Source organism: Paraburkholderia phymatum (assembly GCF_038900715.1).
GTDB lineage: Bacteria > Pseudomonadota > Gammaproteobacteria > Burkholderiales > Burkholderiaceae > Paraburkholderia > Paraburkholderia phymatum_A.
Map to the genome: position 1 here is coordinate 141,871 of NZ_JAYMRZ010000002.1, position 19,067 is coordinate 160,937.

Genomic DNA, 19,067 nt, shown 5'->3' on the forward strand with positions numbered 1-19,067 from the left:
TGCGACGGAATCTGCTACATGATCGATGTTAAGAACGCGAAGACAGGAAGTCCAAGACGAGATGCTTATGCTTCTATAAGCGCAGACTTATAGTGCGCCGTTGCTGGCGGGCGGAGATGGAAGGCAGCGAAGAAATGCGAGCAGATGTGGCGACGTATCGTCGGTGCGATAGGTGGCGGCAAGCGTCGAGCGTTGCGATGAACCGGGGCCCGTCAGGTGGCGGTACACGACGTCGGTGCGCCCGTGCCGCGCAACCGATTCGCCGACGACCGTCACGCCCAGGCCGGCTGCAACGAGCGCTATAGCCGTCTGGATTTCGTAGGCCTGGTGAGCGACAAGCGGCGTGACGCCTGCATCGCGATACAGCGACAACACCGAGCGTTTGTACTGCGCATTCTGATGCTTCGGATAGAGGATCAGCGGCGTATCCGCCAGTTCTTCTATTCTCACTTTCTTGCGTTTCGCAAGCGGATGATCGAGCGCCATCACGACCACGACCTGCTCGCGCAACAGCACACGCGTCGTATATCCCTCCATCGCGAGCGGCTGCCGTCCGATACCGACATGAATGCGCATGTCGCGCAGCGCGTCGCTTTGCTCGTCGGTGAGCATTTCATAGAGCTTCAACTCGACCTGCGGGTATTCGCGGTGAAAGGCCTTGAGCGCGGGCGGCAAGATGCTGTACATCGCCGAGCGCGTGAAGCCGATGCTCAGCCAGCCGCGCCGGCCCATGCCGACTTCGAGCGTGCCGAGCGTCGCCTGATCGATCGCGCCGATGATCTGGCGCGCCTCCGTGCACAAATATTGCCCCGCTTCCGTGAGACGCAGCGGTCTTCGCGTGCGGTCGATCAGTTGCGTGCCGAGCCGCTCTTCCAATGCGCGAATCTGCTGGCTCAGCGCGGGTTGCGCAATATGCAGACGTTCGGCGGCGCGGCTGAAATTGAGCTCCTCGGCGAGCGTCACGAAACATTGAAGCGCTCTTATGTTCATCGTGTTCTGTCGATTCTTTCAGATCGTTGGGCATCGACATGATGACATGGTTCGCGCATCGCATACCGTTTGTCCATCACGTCGGCTTCGTCAATCGCCCGATTGCTGGATAATCGAATGCCACATTGCACGGAGGATGAGATGGACTATGTGAAGCTGGGTCGCACCGGACTCGATATTTCCCGACTCTGCCTGGGCTGCATGACCTACGGCGTCCCCGAGCGCGGCCCGCATCCGTGGACGCTGAACGAAGACGCGAGCCGCCCGTTGATCCGTCAGGCGCTGGAAGCTGGGATCAATTTCTTCGACACCGCGAACACCTATTCGGACGGTACATCGGAAGAAATCGTCGGCCGCGCGCTAAAGGAATTCGCGAAGCGCGATGAAATCGTGCTCGCGACGAAGGTGTACTTTCCCATGGGCAATCGCTCGGACCCGAAGAAGCCCAATGGTTCCGGCCTGTCGCGCAAGGCGATTTTCCAGTCGATCGACGCGAGCCTGTCGCGCCTCGGCACAGACTACGTCGACCTGTACCAGATCCACCGCTGGGACTATGCAACACCGATCGAAGAGACGCTGGAGGCGCTGCACGATGTGGTGAAGGCTGGCAAGGCACGCTATATCGGCGCGTCGTCGATGTTCGCGTGGCAGTTCGCAAAGGCGCTCCATGTGGCCGAGCGAAATGGCTGGACGCGCTTCGTGACGATGCAGAATCACCTGAATCTGCTGTATCGCGAGGAAGAGCGAGAGATGCTGCCGCTTTGCGCGGACGAAGGAATCGGCGTGATTCCGTGGAGCCCGCTCGCGCGCGGCCGACTGACTCGCGACTGGAGCGAGGCCACCGAACGCCAGAAGACCGACGGCTTCGGCACTAGTCTTTACGACAAGACGGCCGACGCCGATCGTCGCGTGATCGAAGCGGTCGCGAAAGTTGCGGCGGCGCGCGGCATTCCGCGTGCACAGGTCGCGCTCGCGTGGGTCATCGGCAAGGCAGGCGTGAGCGCGCCGATTGTTGGCGCATCGAAGCCGCATCATCTGGACGATGCCATTGCGGCACTCGGTGTGAAGCTCACGGCGGACGAACTCGCATCGCTGGAAGCGCCGTATGTGCCGCATGATGTGGTGGGCTTTCAGTAGGCGTCCCGCGCATAAGGGCATGAGGGCAAAACGGCACAAGGGCATCTTCATCGGACGGGTGGCGCGCGTCGATCGCACACGTGAATAGAGCGAACCATCGTGCGCTACCAGTGATAGTCGAAGCCCACACTACCCGCATGCATGACAGTCCGCGCGCCGAACTCGACGTCGTAGCGCGCGAACAGTTGCGCACGCCGGGCGATCTCGATGCTTGCGCCTACACCCAACTGTGCAGCGTCGCGAGCGGGACCACTGCCGTGGACCGTGAAGCCGCTGCCGGGCGCGCCCGCGAAACTCGCGTTGATCGCTCGCGTAAGCGCGCCGTACTCGTGCGCCCAGGCCGCGGACGCATCGACGCGCCATGCATGCCCGAACCAATCGAACGCGTGCCTCCACTGCGTGCCGAGCAGTGAACGCACCGCGCTTGCAGACGCGGACTGCACCGCCAGATTGACCGAGTCGGCTCCCGACTCGGTAAAGCCCGAGCCTTCGACGTACTGTGCATCGAATCCGACGAACGGCGACAACACGCCGATCGCGCCCGCCGCCAGATCGATGCCCGTGCGCCGCGAAGCGAAGTACTGGTTGCCGCCCGTGCTGCCCTGTGCCGTGCGCATCGGATCGGTGAATGTGATGTCACGCTTCATCGCGTCGTCATTGCGCGCGTAGCCGATTGCAGTGTTCAACCAGTAACGTCCCGGCACATAGCTGGCGTAAAGCGCGGCCTGGTAGCTGTCGAACTGCCCGTGTACGGGCAGCGTGTCGGTCGACGTGTTGCCGTGTACGTAGCTCAACGCCGCACCGAGCGTGAGCGGCGCAGCGACGCGGTAGTCGAGCCCCGTCGTCACGCCGGCCAGATCGATGCGCTGGGTAAGCCATGTGTCGTACCCGCCGATCTTGCCCGTGTTCCCGATGAGCACGGCCCACGAACAGAACCGTGAATCGCCGCTCCCCGATACCTGTGCCGGCTGCACCGATGGGGAGCACGAGCCGCTGCGCGCGTCGGTAAGGCGTGCATCGATCGCGCCCGTGGTCAGGCGCACCGCGTCGATGTGCGCGTTCAACAACGCCGTGTAGGCTTCGGCACTCAACTGGTCGAGCGCCGCATACGCCGCGGGCCCCTCGAGGTTCAACAGATCGACGGCAACCGTCAGGAAATCGCGGTCACGCGGCGCGTTCGACGCGAGTCCCGCAATGCCTCGATCGAGCGCGCCTTCTACCGCGATCTCGTTCGGCGTTCCGCCTGCGAGCCGGAAGCCGCGCTTGACCACCAGATACGCATGGTTCGCATCATAAGCGAGCGAAGGACGCACGAACGGATTGAGCGTGCTGACGCCTGCGAACGCGCCCGTGAGACCGGCCGAAGCCGCGACGATGGTGTACGTGTCGCTGGTAGAGAGCGAGCCCGCACGCAAGCGTGCCAGTACCGTTCCGCCGTTCAGCGTCGCCGGGCCGGTCACGTCGATCATGTCGTTGGCGGTGGGTGAGACATCCATCTGATACTGGCTGCCGGCCGACTGCGTATAGGTACCGTTCACGTGCAACGTGCCGACTGCAATGGGCGGCAACGCGGGTGCCGCCGTGCCGCCTTGCGCGAAGATGGCGTCGCCGGGGGCGATCGTGCCCTGGGTGACGAGAGCACCCGTCACGGTCCCTGTTCCCGCGAGCGCCGCACCTGAAGCGACCGTCACCGTCGGGCTCGTCAACGCGCCATTTACGCGCAACGTGCCCGTTTCGATCGTCGTCGTGCCCGCCGACGCCGTACTGGCAAGCGTCCAGTCGACGCCGCGCATCGCGAGTGAAGAGAAGCCATATGCAGGGCTTGCCAGGCGTCCCGTGCCCTGCAGCACGAGCGCATTGTTTGCACCGTTGCCGCCGTCGAGGTCGCCGCTCACGTTGCTGCCGGTGTCGAGCGTCAGCACATCGTTCGATCCGGTGAAGCGCACCGCCGCACTGCGGCCCCACAGTGTGCCGGCGTTCATGATGTCGACGTTCGACCCGCCCATGACGGCAACATCCTGGACACTGGAAATGCTCGCACCCACGTTGTTGATGAGCGCCGCTTCGCCGCCCTGCGCATCGATGCTGATGCCCGGCGCACCCGCGCCATCGGCCGTGACGATGCCTGTGTTGACGATGCTGCTGCCCGCGCCCTGCACGTTCAGCGTCGAGATCTTATCGGCGTGACCGTCGATTGCGCCGTTGTTCGCGATGCGGCTCGCCGCGCCCAAAGACACTGCGCTGCCCGTTGGCGCATGGATCGCGCCTCCGCTCGCGACTTCGACATCGAGTCCGACGCTCTGCGGAGCCGCACTGATACCGCCCGTCAACTGCCCCGCGACGACGAGGCCGCCGCCTGCCATCTGCCACAGCTCGTCCACGCTGTTGGTGCCCGTCATCGTCCACACGCTCGCATCCTGCTTGCGCAGGATGTTGAAATTGCGGTATTGCGCATTTGCACCGATGGACGACAGATCGAACTTGCCGGCCGTCGTGCCACCGAGGATCAGCGTATTGCCGCCGCCCGCACTCTGACCGCCGCCATCGACGGTGCCGGAAATCGACGAAGCACCCGTAATCAGCAACGTGTCGTCATTCGGACCGAAACGGATTGCAACGCCGCCGCTCGAAGCAATGGTGCCGTTGTTGGCCACGAAACCGCCCGTATTACTGGTGCCGGCCGTCAGGTCGATCGCAGGACCACTCCCCGACGCGATCGTGCCGTCGTTCATGACAGTTGTCGCAGGCGCAGCGAGAATCGCGGACCCATAGCCGCCGATACGGCCCGTTGCAAGATTGATCACCGTGCCGCCGTCCGGCATATGAATGCCCGACTGCGAATCGACAAGACCGAAGACGTCGCCTGCGATCGTGCCGGCGTTGACCACCTTGCCGAATGATTGCGCGGCATAAATGCCGTCCAGCTTTCCCGCTATGACTGCGCCCGCCGCATTGACGACCGTGCCGCCGCCGAACAGCGCCAGCGCCGTGGTGGCTGGACTGAAGAACACACCGTTGTTGTTCACGGTGGCCGGCTGGTTGAACTGAAGCGCCCAGAATCCGCCGTCGACGGTGCCGTTGTTCGTGAGCGTCCAGGTCGCGTTGGCGCTGCTTCCGCTGATCGCGGTGGTGCCGTCTGCGCGCGTGTCGATGGTGGCGCCGGCTACGACCACGTAGGGATTGGCCGCTGCCGTGAGCGAATAGGCAGTCGTGGAACTGGGCAAGTCGGTTGCAAAAGCCTGGCCGATGATTCCGTAGGTCAGCAGGATGGAAGTCGCAGCGCAAGGCGACAGCGTGCGGCGCGTCGGAATACCTCGGCGAGCGAAGGTTTCCGGCTTAACGTTGGTTGTTGTCATAAGCGCTTTTTTATCAGTACTCATGCGCCGACTTTATATGATCTTCAGAACTACTCAAATACCCGCTAAATTTACGTTTGCTTTTTTATTCCAGAACGTCGATAGTCGAAATTATCAGGACACTGGATTTAAGTCCTGATATGGAGCTCGAAGTAATCGACGTTTGTCCCGCGCCTCCGTACGCGGGACTTTTTTATACTCGCTCTTGCTAGATATTCAAGTACTCTAAGTACTTGAGCAGTGACACAATCGCGTTCACTCAAGATCAAAATGCAACGCGAGACGAAGCGGTAGCGCTCCGTTGATTTGCAGCCACATCCCGCGCCATTGCACATGCGACCGCGCAGACCGTTAAGAAAAGAAATGAGCGTCGCTCTCACGCGACGCTGAACTGGTGTTCGCCGCGCAAGAATCGCAACGCAATGCGGTAGGAAAAGCGATCAGTGAGCAGAGATCAGCACGCTGGCAATGACACCTGTTGCAACTGCTGCGAGCACATAGTCTCCATTCACACCAACCCAGCGATAGCCGCGCGGCGGAGCAGACAGGCCGTGCGAATGCCAGTCATCGACCTCATAGTTGCGATCACGGTACTCGGCGGGCAAGCGGTCGCCCTTGTGCCAGTCATTATGCGGAATCGGTCCGCCGGGACGGCCTGCATATGCATCGTGAGGGGGCGGCGGCCGGTGTGCGTTATGACCGTGATGATCCGGTCCCTGTCCGTGAGGTTGAGCGAAAACCGTCGACGACATGCCGAGCAACGAAACCATAACGAGTGACGCAATCGCTTTCAATTTCATATGACACCCTCATGAAAAATGGATAATGGCGAACTCCGGTGTAATCCGGCAAGAACTTCCCTTTGCACTATATCAGTCGTAAGGAGAGAACATCGTCAAGGAATGTTCAATGCAAATTCGAAGTCGCTAAAGCGCTAGCAAAAACGACCGATCTCCAACACTGCCTTTCCAATTTGCCGGCGTTCCTCCAATGCCGCATGCGCCTCTTGCACGTCGTCAAACGTATATCGCCTGTCGAGCTTCACATGCAGCGCCCCATCGAGCAGGCCCGCAAAGACCTCGTCCGCACGTTGCTGCACCGTCTCCGCGTCCTGTAGATAATCTGTAAGCCGCGGACGCGTCAGATACAACGAACCCGCCTCACCCAATTCGATCGGATCGAGATCGCTCAACGATCCGGATACCGATCCATAGTTCACGATCAAGCCGCGCGTGCGCGCCGCCCGAAAACTGTCTCGCAGTGTCGCTCGTCCCACTGCATCGAACACGACGTCGACGCCAATACCGTTCGTCGCTTCGCGAATGCGGTCTGCGAATCGTCCGCCTTCATACAGCATCACATGATCCGCGCCGAGGCTCGCCGCGATCGCCGTCTTCTCGTGCGTGCTCGCGGTAGCGAACACGGTGGCGCCTGCGCGCTTGGCCATCTGCACCAGCAATTGGCCGATGCTCCCCGATGCCGCATGAACGAGACACGTGGCGCCCGGCGCAAGCTGACCCACGCTGTAGCAAAGGTAATGCGCTGTCGAGCCCTGAAATAGCGCGGCCGCAGCCAGATCGAAAGCGATGCCGTCTGGAATGTGCGCAACGCGCGACGCGGGGACGGTCGCGTATTCCGCGTAGCTGCCCCAGGCGATGCACCATGCCACCCGATCACCCGGCTTGAAGCGATCGACATGTGCGCCCGTTTCTACGACCGTGCCAGCACCTTCCATGCCCAACGTGACGGGCAAGCGCACGGGATAACTCTTCGACGACGCATACTTGCCCTGCCGCGTATGCACGTCCATGAAATTGATGCCCGCAAACGCGACTTCCATCAACACTTCATCGGCCTGTGGCTTTGGAACCGGCACATCTTCACGCAGCAGTACTTCGGGACCGCCATAACGTTCGATACGAATTGCCTTCATGTCGCCTCCGCGTTTCACTGGTAATCGCCACTATAGCAATGCGAGTACGTTGGTATACAATGGTACTCGATTGTTCGAAAAGCAGAAAACCGACGTGCACGGAAGCGCATCGCGACGCAGCGGCGCCCATGATCCGAACTGTGCAAGGCCAGGACATGACCACACTCTCATACGAGTTCACCGAGCGGATTCTCGGCTGGCATGCCGATGACGCGAGACTTGTCGACCGCTGCCGGTTGATCCTGCTCGATGGCCTGGGGGTTGCGGCGGCGGGCGCTTCGCAACCGGGGCCGACGCACATGGCCGAATTCTCGAAAGAGCATCAGCAGGCTCACGGACCGTCGACCGTCATCGGGCATGCATACTGCGCGCCTGCCGCCGTCGCGGCGCGCATCAACGGCATGTCGATGCATGTGCTCGATTTCGAACCCATGTGGAACCCGCCGAACCACGCAGTATCGACGCTGCTGCCCGCATTGCTCGCGCTGGCCGAACTGCGCGAGCGAGAGAGCGGCGCGCCGCACGGGAATGCGCTGCTGCGCGCGCTCGCTAAAGGCATCGAAGCACAGGGCCGTCTGCGGATGTCGTCGGGACAGATCGAACCGGCGCAACTTACGCTGCATCCGCCTGGCGTCGTCGGGCCGCTTGCCGCAGCGATCGCGTGCTCGGATCTGCTCGGCCTCGACACGGCGCATGCAACGGCTGCGCTGGGCATCGCGGCTTCGCGCAGCGGCGGCGTGCTCGCCAACATCGGCTCGCAAACGAAGGCTCTTCATTGCGGCGATGCTGCTGCACATGGTCTCGAAGCCGCTCTGCTGGCCGCTCGCGGCTTCACGGCAAGTACCGACGCACTCGGCGGACCGCGCGGCTGGGGCTACGCCTATTTCGGCGCGCGCTTCGACAGCGACTGCCTGCTTGCCCCGATTGGCGTCGGACGCGCGCTCGAGCCGGGTCTGTCGTGGAAGCTGTTTCCTTCGCAGTTCGCGACGCACTACGCGATCACGGCCGCGCTCGATGCGCGCGCGCAAGCCGACGCCTTCCGCGCCGACGACGTCGAAAGCGTCGAACTGCATGCTCCGTCGATGCCGTATATCGATCGTCCGCAGCCGCAGACGGGTCTGGACGGCAAGTTTTCGTGGCAATACACGACGTGCGTCGCGCTGCTCGACGGTCGCGTCGATCCCGACTCGTTCGGCGATGCGCGCCGCTTCGCGCCCGATGTCGAGACGATGCTCACGCGCTTCAAGATGAACGCCGATCCATCCATCAGCGGCGCGCTCGACAGCATGTACGTCGATCTGAGCGTGCATCTGAAGAACGGAGCCCGGCTATACGCACGCTGCGACGCGCCGCTGGGCAGCTGGAACCGCCCCGTGGGCAACGACGTCGTCAGAGGAAAAGCACGCGGACTGTTAGTCGATGCCGTCGGCGAGCGCCGCGCGGATCAGGTCATCCATCTGGTCGAACGAAAAGACGCATCGATCGCGGTACGCGACCTGATGGTCTGCCTGGCGTAAATGCGCCGATCTATACTTGCATCACAGATTACAAAGACGAGGGACTAGCCGGTGACTGGAAAGCTCAACGCGACGATCGATGAAGCCGACACGACGGCCGATTTCGGGCAAGGGTCGCTTGCCCAATATGTCTACGCCCAGTTGCGGCAGGAAATTCGCAGCCGGCAACTCGGATCGAACGAGCGTCTGCGCGAGGCCGACATCGCGCAGCGCCTCGCCGTGAGCCGCACGCCTGTCCGCGAAGCACTGAAGCGGCTCGAAGCGGAAGGCATGGTGCGCTTCGCACCGCCGCGCGGCTTCGTCGTCGTGCAGCTCTCGCCGAAACAGGTGATGGAGCTCTACGCGATGCGCAAGGTGCTAGTCGGCGCGGCCGCGCGGTTCGCCGCCGAGCAGGCCTCCGCCATCGAGATCCTCTCGATGCAGCAGGTCCTTGCGCAACTCGAGCGCGCGAAGACGCCCGACGAAGTCGCCGCACTCAATCGACGCCTGCACGAAATCATCGTCGCCGCTGCGCATAACGAGTACTTATACAAGACTTCGAATGTACTCATCGATGCGCTCGGCCTGCTCGGCACGACCACTTATTCGATGCCGGGCCGCATCAAGAGCGGACTGAAAGAGAACAAGGAGATCGTCGCCTGCATCGCTCGCCACGATGCGGACGGCGCGGAGAAAGCGGCTCAGGCGCACGTTGCGGCTGCAACCGAATTGCGCCTGAAAATGCTGTTCGGTGAAGAGAACGCGAAAGGCGGTGCGTAGCGGAATCGCTCGATAACGCATCGTCGAGAGCGTTCGCTTGCACCGGTTTCTTTGCGACTACGTCGCACGAAGCAACTGCATCATCGCGCGCACCTTGCGTTTTCCCGGCGAAAGCAGCACTTCCAGCAACGCGTCCACGCGATCGGGCGACAACATCAGGCCGGCCGTGCCGCGAAACTTCTGCGCGATCTCGCGCTCGCCCAGCGCGCGCGCTCCGCTTCCGAGATTGATCGGCACATGCTCGCTGCGTTGCGAGCCGTCGCGCATCCTGACCGTGACGCGGCCCGAGAAATAACGCGGGAAATCCGCATCGGGATCGACCGCACATTGCACTTTGGCCGCGAGCTTCAGGATACCTGGGTCGCGCAACACGTCGTCTTCGAGTTCGGCAAGACCGAAGCGTCCGCGCAACAGGCACGCCGCCACGACGAAATGCGTGCTGAACTTCGCGTCATAGTCCGTCTTCGGCGTCATCTTCGCGCCGGCCGGCTCGGCGACGATCGGCATCGTCGGCGCGGGCAACAGGCAGACAACCTCTTCGATGTCGTCCGCGTTCATTTGCGCATCATGCAGACGTAGTGCCGCTTCCGCGCATCCGTGAATGAAATGGCACACGGGATACGGCTTGATCGCGATGCCGAACATCGTCCATTCATCGCCGAGTCCGTTGCCGATCGACGCCAGATCGACCGTACCTGCATGCTCCTGCAGATGCGATTCGAATAGTCCGAAGCGGCCTTCGTACGGACGCGATGGTCCGGCAAAACCATTCGCCGCAAGATGCGCTGCCGTGATCCCCGCCAGCGCGCCCCAGCCCGGATGCATTCGCTTGGTCCATGCGCCCTCTTCGAGGAACACCTGAACGCCCGCCGCCGTGCTCGCCGCAATGCCCTGCGCGGCGACGAGTTGCGCGGCATCGAGCTTCATCAGCTTGCCCGCGACGATCGTCGAACTGAAGTGCGCAACGATCCCCGTCGCGTGAAAGCCCGCGTGATGGAAGCCGCCCTTCACGGCGACGCCAAGACGTATCGCCACTTCCATGCCCGCGATGTAAGCGGCGAGCATGTCGTCCCAGTCGGCGTCGACCGCTTCGCCTACCGCGAGCGCCGCCGGCAGACAGGCGACGGTCGGATGCACGATCGCAAGCGGATGCGTGTCGTCGAAATCGAGGCCATGCATCAGAAAGCCATTCGACAACGCCGCATCGCGAGGCGCAAGCGACGACGTGTTGCCGATCACCGTCGCATCGCCCGCCGATCCCGCCGCTGCAAAGCCGCGCAACGCGGGTGCTGCGAACGCAAAGCGCTGCGACGCAAACGCGAGGCCGATTGCATCGACGATGTGATGCGTCGCCTTGCGGCGCAACTCAGCGGGTAGCGCGGACGGTTGAAGCACGCACGCAAATTCTGCGAGCCTGCGCGCGATGACGGGTTGGTTGGCCTGGCGTGGCTGATCGGTATCGGTCATCGAATGTCCTCTCAATGGTCGCCGGGACGAAGCACGTGCGCATCGAGCCGCTGGTCAAGGCTTTCTTCGTGAACAGGATTGATCGTCTCGAGCCGGCGTCCCGTCGTTCTCGCACCGAAGATCAACGTGACAGCCGACGTCGCGAGCCACGCACCCGCGATGTACACGAACACCCACACATAGCCGAAGTTCGTGAAGATCGCCGCGACGATAAACGAGTTGCCGACGTTCGCGAGCCGACCCATGCCGTATGCGAAGCCTGCGCCCGTATTGCGGATGTCGGTCGGATACTGCTCGGGCGTGTACGCGTAGCACAATGCGGCGAAGGTCTGGATCAACATGCCGACGAGGAAGCCGAACGACACGATCAGCACCGGCTCGAAGCTCAGTCCATACAGCAGACCGAACACGGCAATCAGCGCGGCCGCCGCGGCAATGCTGAACTTGCGCTCCATGCGATCCGCGAGAAACACGGCGATGAGCGCGCCCGGCACGGCGCCGATGTTGATCAGCGTGATGTACGTCAGGCTATGCACGATCGTGATGCCGTGCTTGACCAGCAGTGTCGGCACCCACGCCTGGAAGCCATAGAAGCCGAGCGTCTGGAAGATCCAGATCGCCCATAGCGTCAGCGTGCGTCCGATGTACTGGCCTTTGAACATCGAGGTCCAATGCGCGCGCGCTTCGACCGGCCTGTTGACGGCGACGGCTTCCGGCAGCGGACCCGTCGTCTTCGCGACTTCGGCTTCGATCCCGCGCAGCACGCGGTCGGCCTCTTCCATGCGCCCTTGACGCGCGAGCCAACGCGGTGACTCCGGGAAGTGGCGCAGAAACACCAGAAAGACAATGCCCAGCGAACCCCACACGAAGATCCATCGCCAGCCGTCGGGCCCCGAAGGCACGACGAGCCGCGCGACCCAGCTCGTGATCGGGATGCCGCACAACGCGATGACCATCGCCCAGCCTTGCCATGTACCGCGTGTCTTCGCCGGGAACAGCTCGGCGATGTACGCCATCACGACGGCCGTCGCCGACGAAATACCCACGCCCGTCAGCACGCGCGTGACGATCAGCATCGGAATGTCGGGGGCGAGCGCATTCGCGAGCGAGAACATCGAATACGCGATGACGTACACGACGAGCGCGTGCTTTCGCCCGATCTTGTCGGAGAGCATGCCGCCGAGCGTCGCACCGACGAACATGCCGAAGAAGCCCGCTGACGTGAGCAACGCGATGCTCGAGATCGGCAGTCCCCACTCCTTGACGAGCGCGGGCGCCGCATACGAAAACGTGAAGATGTCGCTGATATCGAAGAAGAACGGCAGGCTCACCAGCAGCAGCAGTCGCTTATGAAAGCGCGAGACTGGCAACCGGTCGACTCGCGCGGCAATCAGCTCGTCATTCATGGGACGCCTCCCGTCCCGCGAACGCCGCGCGATCACTATGAACTGCGCTCCCACTTCCAGATGATTCGAAAACATTCAGCATGTCTGTCTCCATCCGTAGTTTCTTTGTCTCGCTACCGGCGCCTGTTCGCCTGCGTGCTCACGGCACCCAGGCTGTTTCCTCCGATTTGCGTTCAGGCGCCGCCGACACTTCGAGCTTCTGCTGCGCGACGTTGCTGCCGGGCAGCACACGCCTTGCAAAGAGACGCGCAAGCGTGCTGACGTCGCTCAGTTCCTCGAGCGCTTCGAGCCGCTCGTAAAGCGCGAGCGCTTCGGATGAACCGATCGCCCGCTTGCTGCAATCGTAGAACTTCTCCCACAGCTCATCCGTCGACATCGGATTCGCGGGACCGCGCCCGATCAGGTTGTCGATGCGGCGCGACAGCACGCGTCCGTCGCGCAGCGTCAGCGTCACTTCCGCGCCGAACTGATGCTCTGCGTCTTCCGGCATATCCGGATGCGGATCGGTGCGCGTGATCGCGAGCAGCCGACGAACGCGTGGGTCGAGATGCGCATCGCCTTCGAAATGCTCGAGCCGCACGACACCATCGACGAGCGCGCGCGCGACCGCATATTGCACGCTGAACTTCGCGCCGAGCGGCGTGCGCGGATCGGGGTTATCGGTATGCGGAAGGCGCCGCCGGTGCGCCTGAATATGAATCGACTCGATCTGCTCCGGCTTCACGTGCTCTTCATGCACGAGCGCGAGCGCCATCGCGATCGCGGGATGCGTGCTTCCGCAACAAGGGAACTGCTTGAGCCCGAGCGTCTCGCTTTCGATCTCCAGCGGCGCGCCCCAGTTCTCGAAGATGCGTTGCGCGTCGTAGTGGCCGGGGCCATTGAACGCGTTGAAAAAGCCCTGCTTGTGTTCGATCGCCGCTACATTTGCAGTGAAGCCCCGTTCCGCGATGAGTACCGCAAAGAGGCCGCTGCGTCCGATGTGCCCGACGTGCAACGGCTTGACCATCGTTCCGAAGTTCGCCTTCAGCCCTGCCGCAAGCGAGGCCGCAATCGCAAGCGCTGTTGCGATGCGTTCGCTGTCGAGCTTCAGCAGATGGCTCGCGGCCGCGACGGTGCCGAAGATGCCGAGCGTCGCGGTCGGATGCCAGCCCTTGTCGTAGTGGTGAAAATTCACCGCGCGCGCAAGCCGTATCTCCGTTTCGATACCGATCACATACGCGACGATCAACGCGTTGCCGGACAGCTTGCGCTCTTCGGCGAGCGCAAGCAGCGGCGCAACGAGCGGCACCGATTGATGCCCGCCCAACGGCTGGCTGAAATCGTCGTAGTCGAGCGCATGCGATGCCGTGCCGTTGAGCAGCGCGGCATCGAGCGCCGAGGTTTTCACGCTCGTGCCCAGGACCGTGCAGTTGCCGGGCGCATCGGCGATGCCCGGCGTATCGAGCAGAATCTGCACGCAGCGCTCGGCGGAGCCTGCGAGCGTCACGCCGATCGTATCGATGATCGCCGTGCGCGCCGCCGCCAGCGCACGCGGCGTCAGGTCTTTAGCGTCGAATGCGGCAATGCGCTGCGCGAGCCGCTTCGTGACCGGCCATTCGCGTTCGTCGTCCAGTAGAGGCTGGCTCATGTTCCCTCCTCTTCATGCGCGCGCTGATGTTCGGCCCGCGATGCGCCCGAACGTTGCGCCCGAAACCAATCCCGTGCCCGCTGGGTAGTTGTCGTAGAACAGGCCGCCGACCATTTCGCCACACGCAGTGAGGCCTGGAATCGGACGCCAGTCCGTGCCGATCACGCGCGCCTCTTCGTCGACCTTCACGCCGCCGAACGTAAAGGTGATGCCTCCGGTCGCCGAATACGCGTAGAACGGCGGCTTGTCCAGCTTCAGCGCCCAGTTGGATTTTTCCGGCGTGAGGCCGTGTGTCGACAGGCCGTCCTTGCCGGTCGGATCGAAGCCGTCTTCGCTGTCGTGCGCGGCCGCGTTGTACTCCTGCAGCGTCTTGAGCGCGCGCGGCTTGTCGTCGATATCGAGTTGCTCGATCAACGCCTCGAGCGTATCGGCTTGCAGCGGATCGCTTGTCGAGTAACGCGCTTCGAGCAGGTGCACCGTTTTCGAATCGAACAGTTGATAAACCTTCGCGCCGGGTTCGGCGAGAATCGCGCGCCCGTATTTCGCGTAGGTGAACATCGCGCCGTCTTCGCCTTCGTCGACAAAACGGTTGCCCTTGCGGTTGATCATCACGCCATACGGGTAGCTCAGCCGATTGCTGCGATCCGTCATTTCGCGCGGCGCGAAGTTGCCCCAGTCGGCGCTGATGGGCGTCGCGTGACAGCCGCTCCATTGCCCCCACGGCATCGCGCCGATGGCCATCGCGATGCGCAGCCCGTCGCCCTGATTGTGCGGCGTGCCGCGCACCTTCGCGCCGCCGACGAGCGGGCCGATATGTTGCGTGCGCATCTGCACGTTCGCTTCGAAGCCGCCGCAACCGAGAATCACCGAACGGCTTCGCAGTTCGTGGATGCCTTCGTCATCGCGCACGCGAACGCCACTCACGCGGCCGCTCTCGTCCTGCAACAGCGCCGTGACGGCCGCGCCGTAACGCACTTGAATGCCAAGCCGCTCGACGGCGGCGAACCAGCTGCGCGACAGGCCCACGCCCTCGTGTTCAGCCCGCACGACGAGCCCGCGCGCCCAGATGATCTGATTGCCCTTGCGCACGCCCGTCAGGCTCACGGCGGGCTCCATCTTGATCTGGCCGGTTTCGTGCATCCAGAACACCGTGTCCTTCGAGTTGTCGACCAGCACGCGCGACAGGACCGGGTCGGTCTGTCCACTGGTGACACGCATCAGGTCGCCATGGAAATCGGCGCGCGTATAGGGCTGGATGCCCTCATAGAAGTCTTCGAACTCTTTCTCGACGCCCGGCAGCAACGGCCCGATTTCGTGTGGATCGTCGAAAGCGAATCGCAGCACGCCGCCGCTCCAGTGCGTATTGCCGCCGCGCATCGCGCGAGGCGCCTTCTCCAGTACGACGACGCGTTCAGCGCCGTTCTCGCGCGCGGATACTGCTGCTGCCAGCGCGGCATTACCCGCGCCTACGACGATCACATCATAGTCAGCCATTCTGAAGCTCCCGTTGTTCAACCGTTATCAGACGTGTTCTGGCGCGATGCTGCCTGCGCGGCACTTTCCGTGGCACTTCGTTTCGCTTCAGTTCAGAGTACTTCGGTATACAAAGGTACTCTAATAAGTACATTCCCTGGCAAGCCATGCCGATAGCCGCTTTTCAGGAAAATGTCGGAGAAGGAGGAAAGCAGGCGCAACGCTTGCAGGGAAAACGGCAGCGTCGAATGAATTGAGTGGAGCGAGGGTTATATCCGCGGAAAGACGATGTGAATCGTCATTGGTGCACGAGCACCGATGTTTTCTGTGAGCGGCGCGCTATTGGATCAACGGATGAGGGACAAAAGAATGAAGCGCGTCTGCGCGCGAGTCCCCGATCCGAAGACCGCGCGCCAGATCAATACACGAGCCTAGTAAATCTCGAAAGGATCGTTCGAACGCGTCTTCGCGCTGATCGCGCTCGCCACGGCGGAATCCGTCACGAAGTCCGCCGACGACTTCGCTGCGAGAATCATCTCGGGCTCCAGCGGCCGCGCGATCGCGTAGCCCTGCACGTAGTCGACGCCCAGTTCCCTGAGCATCGTGAGCGTATCGGCGTCCTCGACCCACTCGGCGACGCTGCGCATGCCCAGCGCGCCCGCAAGCGAGACCAGCGCCTCGACGATCGCCACATCCTTTGGATGCTCGCGCATCGAACGCACGAATTCGCCGTCGATCTTCAACGCATCGGCGGACAGACGCTTGAGATAACGGAACGACGTATAGCCCGCGCCGAAATCGTCGAGTGCGATTTTCGCGCCGAGATCATGAATGCGCGCGATAAAGCGCTGCGTGTTCTCCAGATCGTGCAGCGCGACGCTTTCGGTGATTTCGAGGCACAGGTACTGCAGGACCGGCCGGTGCTCCACCAGCAGATCGAAAATCTCGCGCGTGAAGCGCTCGTCGTTGAGCGACGCGCCATTCAGGTTCACGCAGATGAACTGCGTATTCGCGAGATGCGCCTGATGCCCGGAGATCCATTCGAGCGTGGTCTTGACAACCCACGTATCGATGGCGGCGATCGCGCCCGATTCTTCGGCTGCGCTGAGGATGCGGTCCGGCGTGATGAGTTGCCCTTCCGGCGAGCGCATGCGCAGCAGCACTTCGAAGTTCAGCGAATCGTAAGGCGCCGACAGCGACATGATCGGCTGCATCAGCAGAAACAGCCCCGGCGGCAGACTCGTGCCGCGGAACGACTCGACGAGCCGCAATTCGGCCGCGCGATGTTCGAACGCCTCGGCGCCGCGCCGGTACGCAACGATGCTGTTGCCCGATTTGTGCTTCGCCTCGCGGCACGCGCGGTCCGTATGCGCGAGCGCATCCTGCACGCGCATGCCGTGCTCGCATTCGGTGAGGCCGATCGACGCCTTGACCATGAACGCCCGGTTGCCGACCTGATACGGCACATCGTTGATCGCGTTCACGACGTTGGTCCAATGCTCGAGCGCTTCGTCGATGGACACGTCCTTCATGATGCAGACAAACTCGTCTCCGCCGATGCGCCCAAGCGAGCAGCGCTCGTCGAGCATGCCGACGATGCGTTTCGCGACCAGTCTCAACACCTCGTCGCCGGCCTGATGGCCGAACAGATCGTTGATCAGCTTGAAGCGGTCCAGATCGATATAGACCAGCACCCAGCGGGAAAGCGTCTCGGACTGCGCGGCGATCGCGCTCTCCACGCCGCGCCGGTTCAGCAGGCCCGTCAGCGAATCGTGCTCGGCGAGGAAGCGCAGACGCTCGACAGCCTTCGAGCGCTCGGTCACGTCCTGCAGCGATCCCTCGATAAACTGGCCCGAGCGGATCGCGGAGATTTGAAAGCGCCGGTCGGAATTGCCGAGCAGCGTCATGCCGTTGATACCGGGTTCGCTGCCCAAGCCGCCCGAGCCGACCGCGCCGACCGTCAGGAACGACTCCAGCTTGCCCCACGCGCCCGCTTCGAAGAAATCGTTCCAGTGATGCATCCGGTACGACGCCCTGTCGAGGCCGAGCATCTGCAGCAGCGCGGGATTCGCGCGAACGAAGCGGCCCATCGCATCGAGCGTGAATAGCCCGACGGGCGCCACGTCATAGGTGTTGCGCAAGTCGATTTCGGCTTGCTGGCGGTGCTGCCGTTCGGCGCGCATCTGCTCGGCGATCGCGAACGCGGCCATCATGCTCGACGTCAGCGCGGCCAGCACGGGGCTCACTCCGGCCGCGAGCGCGGGCAAGCCGAACACCGCGCCGATCAGCTCCGAAAACGTCGAACCGAGCACGACCGCGAGCGAGCCGACGTACCACATCACCGTCCGCGAGCGCGCCTTCCTGACGAACTGCGCGAGATGCAGGATCAGCACGCAGATGCCGAAGCCGCCGAGCGACCACAGCGCCAGAATGAAGCGCGAATACGGCAGCACCAGCGCGGCGACGAGCAGCAGAACGCCCGTCCATTGCGCCGTGCGATAGAGCCGGATGAAACCGGTGCGGCGCAACTCGCGGCGGAACAGCCGGCTGAACAGCGCGCCCGTCACGATGTAATACGCGGCGAAACTCAGTTCGCGCAAGAACGCGATCGACGTCGAAGGAATCGTCCGGTCGACCCACTGCGTGTCCCAGCCCATCGCGTTCGCGCACAGGCGCAGATTGCCGACGAGCCACATCGAGAACAGCACGTAGGTCCATTCGCGATTGATCAGCGCGGTGACGAACACGAAGCACGCGAGCGTCAGCAGGCCGCCGGCGATCAGCGCGGCACCTTCCTGGAAGTCGAGTTCGGAGGCGTGAAATTCGTCGATGCCCCACGACAGCACCGACACCTGGGCCGGCCCGGAATACGTCGCGCGGCACAGGATCACGTTTGCGCTATCGTTTGCGTCGAGCGGAATGGAAAAGCCGGCCTTGGTTGCGCGCATCGGCGCCGTCTGGTGCTCGCGGTCGGCCTGGCCGAGCGGCGCGAGCGTCGAGGCGAGCCAGCATTGCATCGACGTGGCGTGGCGCGACGGGAAGTCGAGAATGCGCTCCGCTGAACGGGATGCGGGCGCAAGGAATTCGATCCATATCGGGGTTTCTGAAAGCTTTGTGCCGTAGCGGGTCGTTTCGCGCGTGCCGGCGAGCGCCGTGCGGGCCTCCACGAGGCCCATCGACGCGCTCTTGTCGTCAAGTACCTTGAACTGCAATGGCTGCGCGGATTTCGGCTGGAACGCATGCGGCAGGCACACCAGCACGACGACCGTGCCGATCGCAACCGCGGCCGGCACGCCGTAAATGGAGAACGCGTCCAGCCACGCGTCGATCGACGAGCCAGCGCTATGTAATATTCGTGACAACCATCGCGACCGCATCATCTGCGGCACCCCCAATCCAGCA

At 62.9% G+C, this 19,067-nt stretch carries 12 protein-coding genes; 3 read left to right on the plus strand and 9 right to left on the minus strand.

What is annotated here, in order from left to right:
- Positions 1 to 87: 87 nt before the first annotated feature.
- Complete coding sequence (locus VSR68_RS04005) at positions 88 to 990, minus strand: LysR family transcriptional regulator (RefSeq protein ID WP_342938553.1); 903 nt, start codon at positions 988 to 990, stop codon at positions 88 to 90.
- A gap of 141 nt (positions 991 to 1,131) precedes the next feature.
- On the opposite strand from VSR68_RS04005, the gene VSR68_RS04010 reads away from it, so the two are divergent.
- Positions 1,132 to 2,127: an aldo/keto reductase gene (locus VSR68_RS04010; protein ID WP_342938554.1), complete on the plus strand. Its 996-nt coding sequence runs from the start codon at positions 1,132 to 1,134 to the stop codon at positions 2,125 to 2,127.
- Positions 2,128 to 2,231: 104 nt separating this feature from the next.
- Here VSR68_RS04010 and VSR68_RS04015 read toward each other — a convergent pair whose 3' ends face one another.
- From VSR68_RS04015 to VSR68_RS04025, 3 genes are all read right to left on the minus strand, one after another.
- Positions 2,232 to 5,483, minus strand: a complete 3,252-nt coding sequence (locus tag VSR68_RS04015) for an autotransporter outer membrane beta-barrel domain-containing protein (RefSeq protein ID WP_342938555.1) — start codon at positions 5,481 to 5,483, stop codon at positions 2,232 to 2,234.
- Positions 5,484 to 5,923: 440 nt separating this feature from the next.
- Entirely contained in the window at positions 5,924 to 6,283 is a 360-nt protein-coding gene (locus tag VSR68_RS04020; protein ID WP_342938556.1) for an RcnB family protein, read from the minus strand.
- 134 nt (positions 6,284 to 6,417) lie between these two features.
- Positions 6,418 to 7,416, minus strand: a complete 999-nt coding sequence (locus tag VSR68_RS04025; protein ID WP_342938557.1) for a quinone oxidoreductase — start codon at positions 7,414 to 7,416, stop codon at positions 6,418 to 6,420.
- 155 nt (positions 7,417 to 7,571) lie between these two features.
- Between VSR68_RS04025 and VSR68_RS04030 the strand changes: the two genes are divergently transcribed.
- Together VSR68_RS04030 and VSR68_RS04035 are read left to right on the plus strand one after the other, a co-directional pair.
- Positions 7,572 to 8,933: an MmgE/PrpD family protein gene (locus VSR68_RS04030; RefSeq protein ID WP_342938558.1), complete on the plus strand. Its 1,362-nt coding sequence runs from the start codon at positions 7,572 to 7,574 to the stop codon at positions 8,931 to 8,933.
- Between the two features lie 51 nt (positions 8,934 to 8,984).
- Positions 8,985 to 9,692 (plus strand): GntR family transcriptional regulator, encoded by a 708-nt coding sequence (locus VSR68_RS04035; RefSeq protein ID WP_342938559.1) that lies wholly within the window; start codon positions 8,985 to 8,987, stop codon positions 9,690 to 9,692.
- Between the two features lie 57 nt (positions 9,693 to 9,749).
- On the opposite strand, the gene VSR68_RS04040 is transcribed toward VSR68_RS04035, so the two are convergent.
- The 5 genes from VSR68_RS04040 to VSR68_RS04060 all read right to left on the minus strand — a co-directional run bounded on the left by VSR68_RS04040 (position 9,750) and on the right by VSR68_RS04060 (position 19,027).
- Complete coding sequence (locus VSR68_RS04040) at positions 9,750 to 11,159, minus strand: MmgE/PrpD family protein (protein ID WP_342938560.1); 1,410 nt, start codon at positions 11,157 to 11,159, stop codon at positions 9,750 to 9,752.
- Between the two features lie 11 nt (positions 11,160 to 11,170).
- Positions 11,171 to 12,565 carry an MFS transporter gene (locus tag VSR68_RS04045; protein ID WP_342938561.1) on the minus strand — a complete coding sequence of 465 codons (1,395 nt, stop codon included), beginning with the start codon at positions 12,563 to 12,565 and terminating at the stop codon, positions 11,171 to 11,173.
- Between the two features lie 139 nt (positions 12,566 to 12,704).
- Positions 12,705 to 14,192, minus strand: a complete 1,488-nt coding sequence (locus tag VSR68_RS04050) for an MmgE/PrpD family protein (RefSeq protein WP_342938562.1) — start codon at positions 14,190 to 14,192, stop codon at positions 12,705 to 12,707.
- A 12-nt stretch (positions 14,193 to 14,204) separates the two neighbouring features.
- Entirely contained in the window at positions 14,205 to 15,686 is a 1,482-nt protein-coding gene (gene tcuA / locus VSR68_RS04055) for an FAD-dependent tricarballylate dehydrogenase TcuA (protein WP_342938563.1), read from the minus strand.
- Between the two features lie 410 nt (positions 15,687 to 16,096).
- Positions 16,097 to 19,027 carry a putative bifunctional diguanylate cyclase/phosphodiesterase gene (locus tag VSR68_RS04060; protein ID WP_342938564.1) on the minus strand — a complete coding sequence of 977 codons (2,931 nt, stop codon included), beginning with the start codon at positions 19,025 to 19,027 and terminating at the stop codon, positions 16,097 to 16,099.
- Positions 19,028 to 19,067: the final 40 nt, after the last annotated feature.

Excerpts from the sequence above, each read along its gene's own strand:
- VSR68_RS04005 (WP_342938553.1), bottom strand. The coding sequence starts at position 990 with ATGAACATAAGAGCGCTTCAATGTTTCGTGACGCTCGCCGAGGAGCTC.
- VSR68_RS04010 (WP_342938554.1), top strand. The coding sequence starts at position 1,132 with ATGGACTATGTGAAGCTGGGTCGCACCGGACTCGATATTTCCCGACTC.
- VSR68_RS04015 (WP_342938555.1), bottom strand. The coding sequence starts at position 5,483 with ATGACAACAACCAACGTTAAGCCGGAAACCTTCGCTCGCCGAGGTATT.
- VSR68_RS04020 (WP_342938556.1), bottom strand. The coding sequence starts at position 6,283 with ATGAAATTGAAAGCGATTGCGTCACTCGTTATGGTTTCGTTGCTCGGC.
- VSR68_RS04025 (WP_342938557.1), bottom strand. The coding sequence starts at position 7,416 with ATGAAGGCAATTCGTATCGAACGTTATGGCGGTCCCGAAGTACTGCTG.
- VSR68_RS04030 (WP_342938558.1), top strand. The coding sequence starts at position 7,572 with ATGACCACACTCTCATACGAGTTCACCGAGCGGATTCTCGGCTGGCAT.
- VSR68_RS04040 (WP_342938560.1), bottom strand. The coding sequence starts at position 11,159 with ATGACCGATACCGATCAGCCACGCCAGGCCAACCAACCCGTCATCGCG.
- VSR68_RS04045 (WP_342938561.1), bottom strand. The coding sequence starts at position 12,565 with ATGAATGACGAGCTGATTGCCGCGCGAGTCGACCGGTTGCCAGTCTCG.
- VSR68_RS04050 (WP_342938562.1), bottom strand. The coding sequence starts at position 14,192 with ATGAGCCAGCCTCTACTGGACGACGAACGCGAATGGCCGGTCACGAAG.
- tcuA (WP_342938563.1), bottom strand. The coding sequence starts at position 15,686 with ATGGCTGACTATGATGTGATCGTCGTAGGCGCGGGTAATGCCGCGCTG.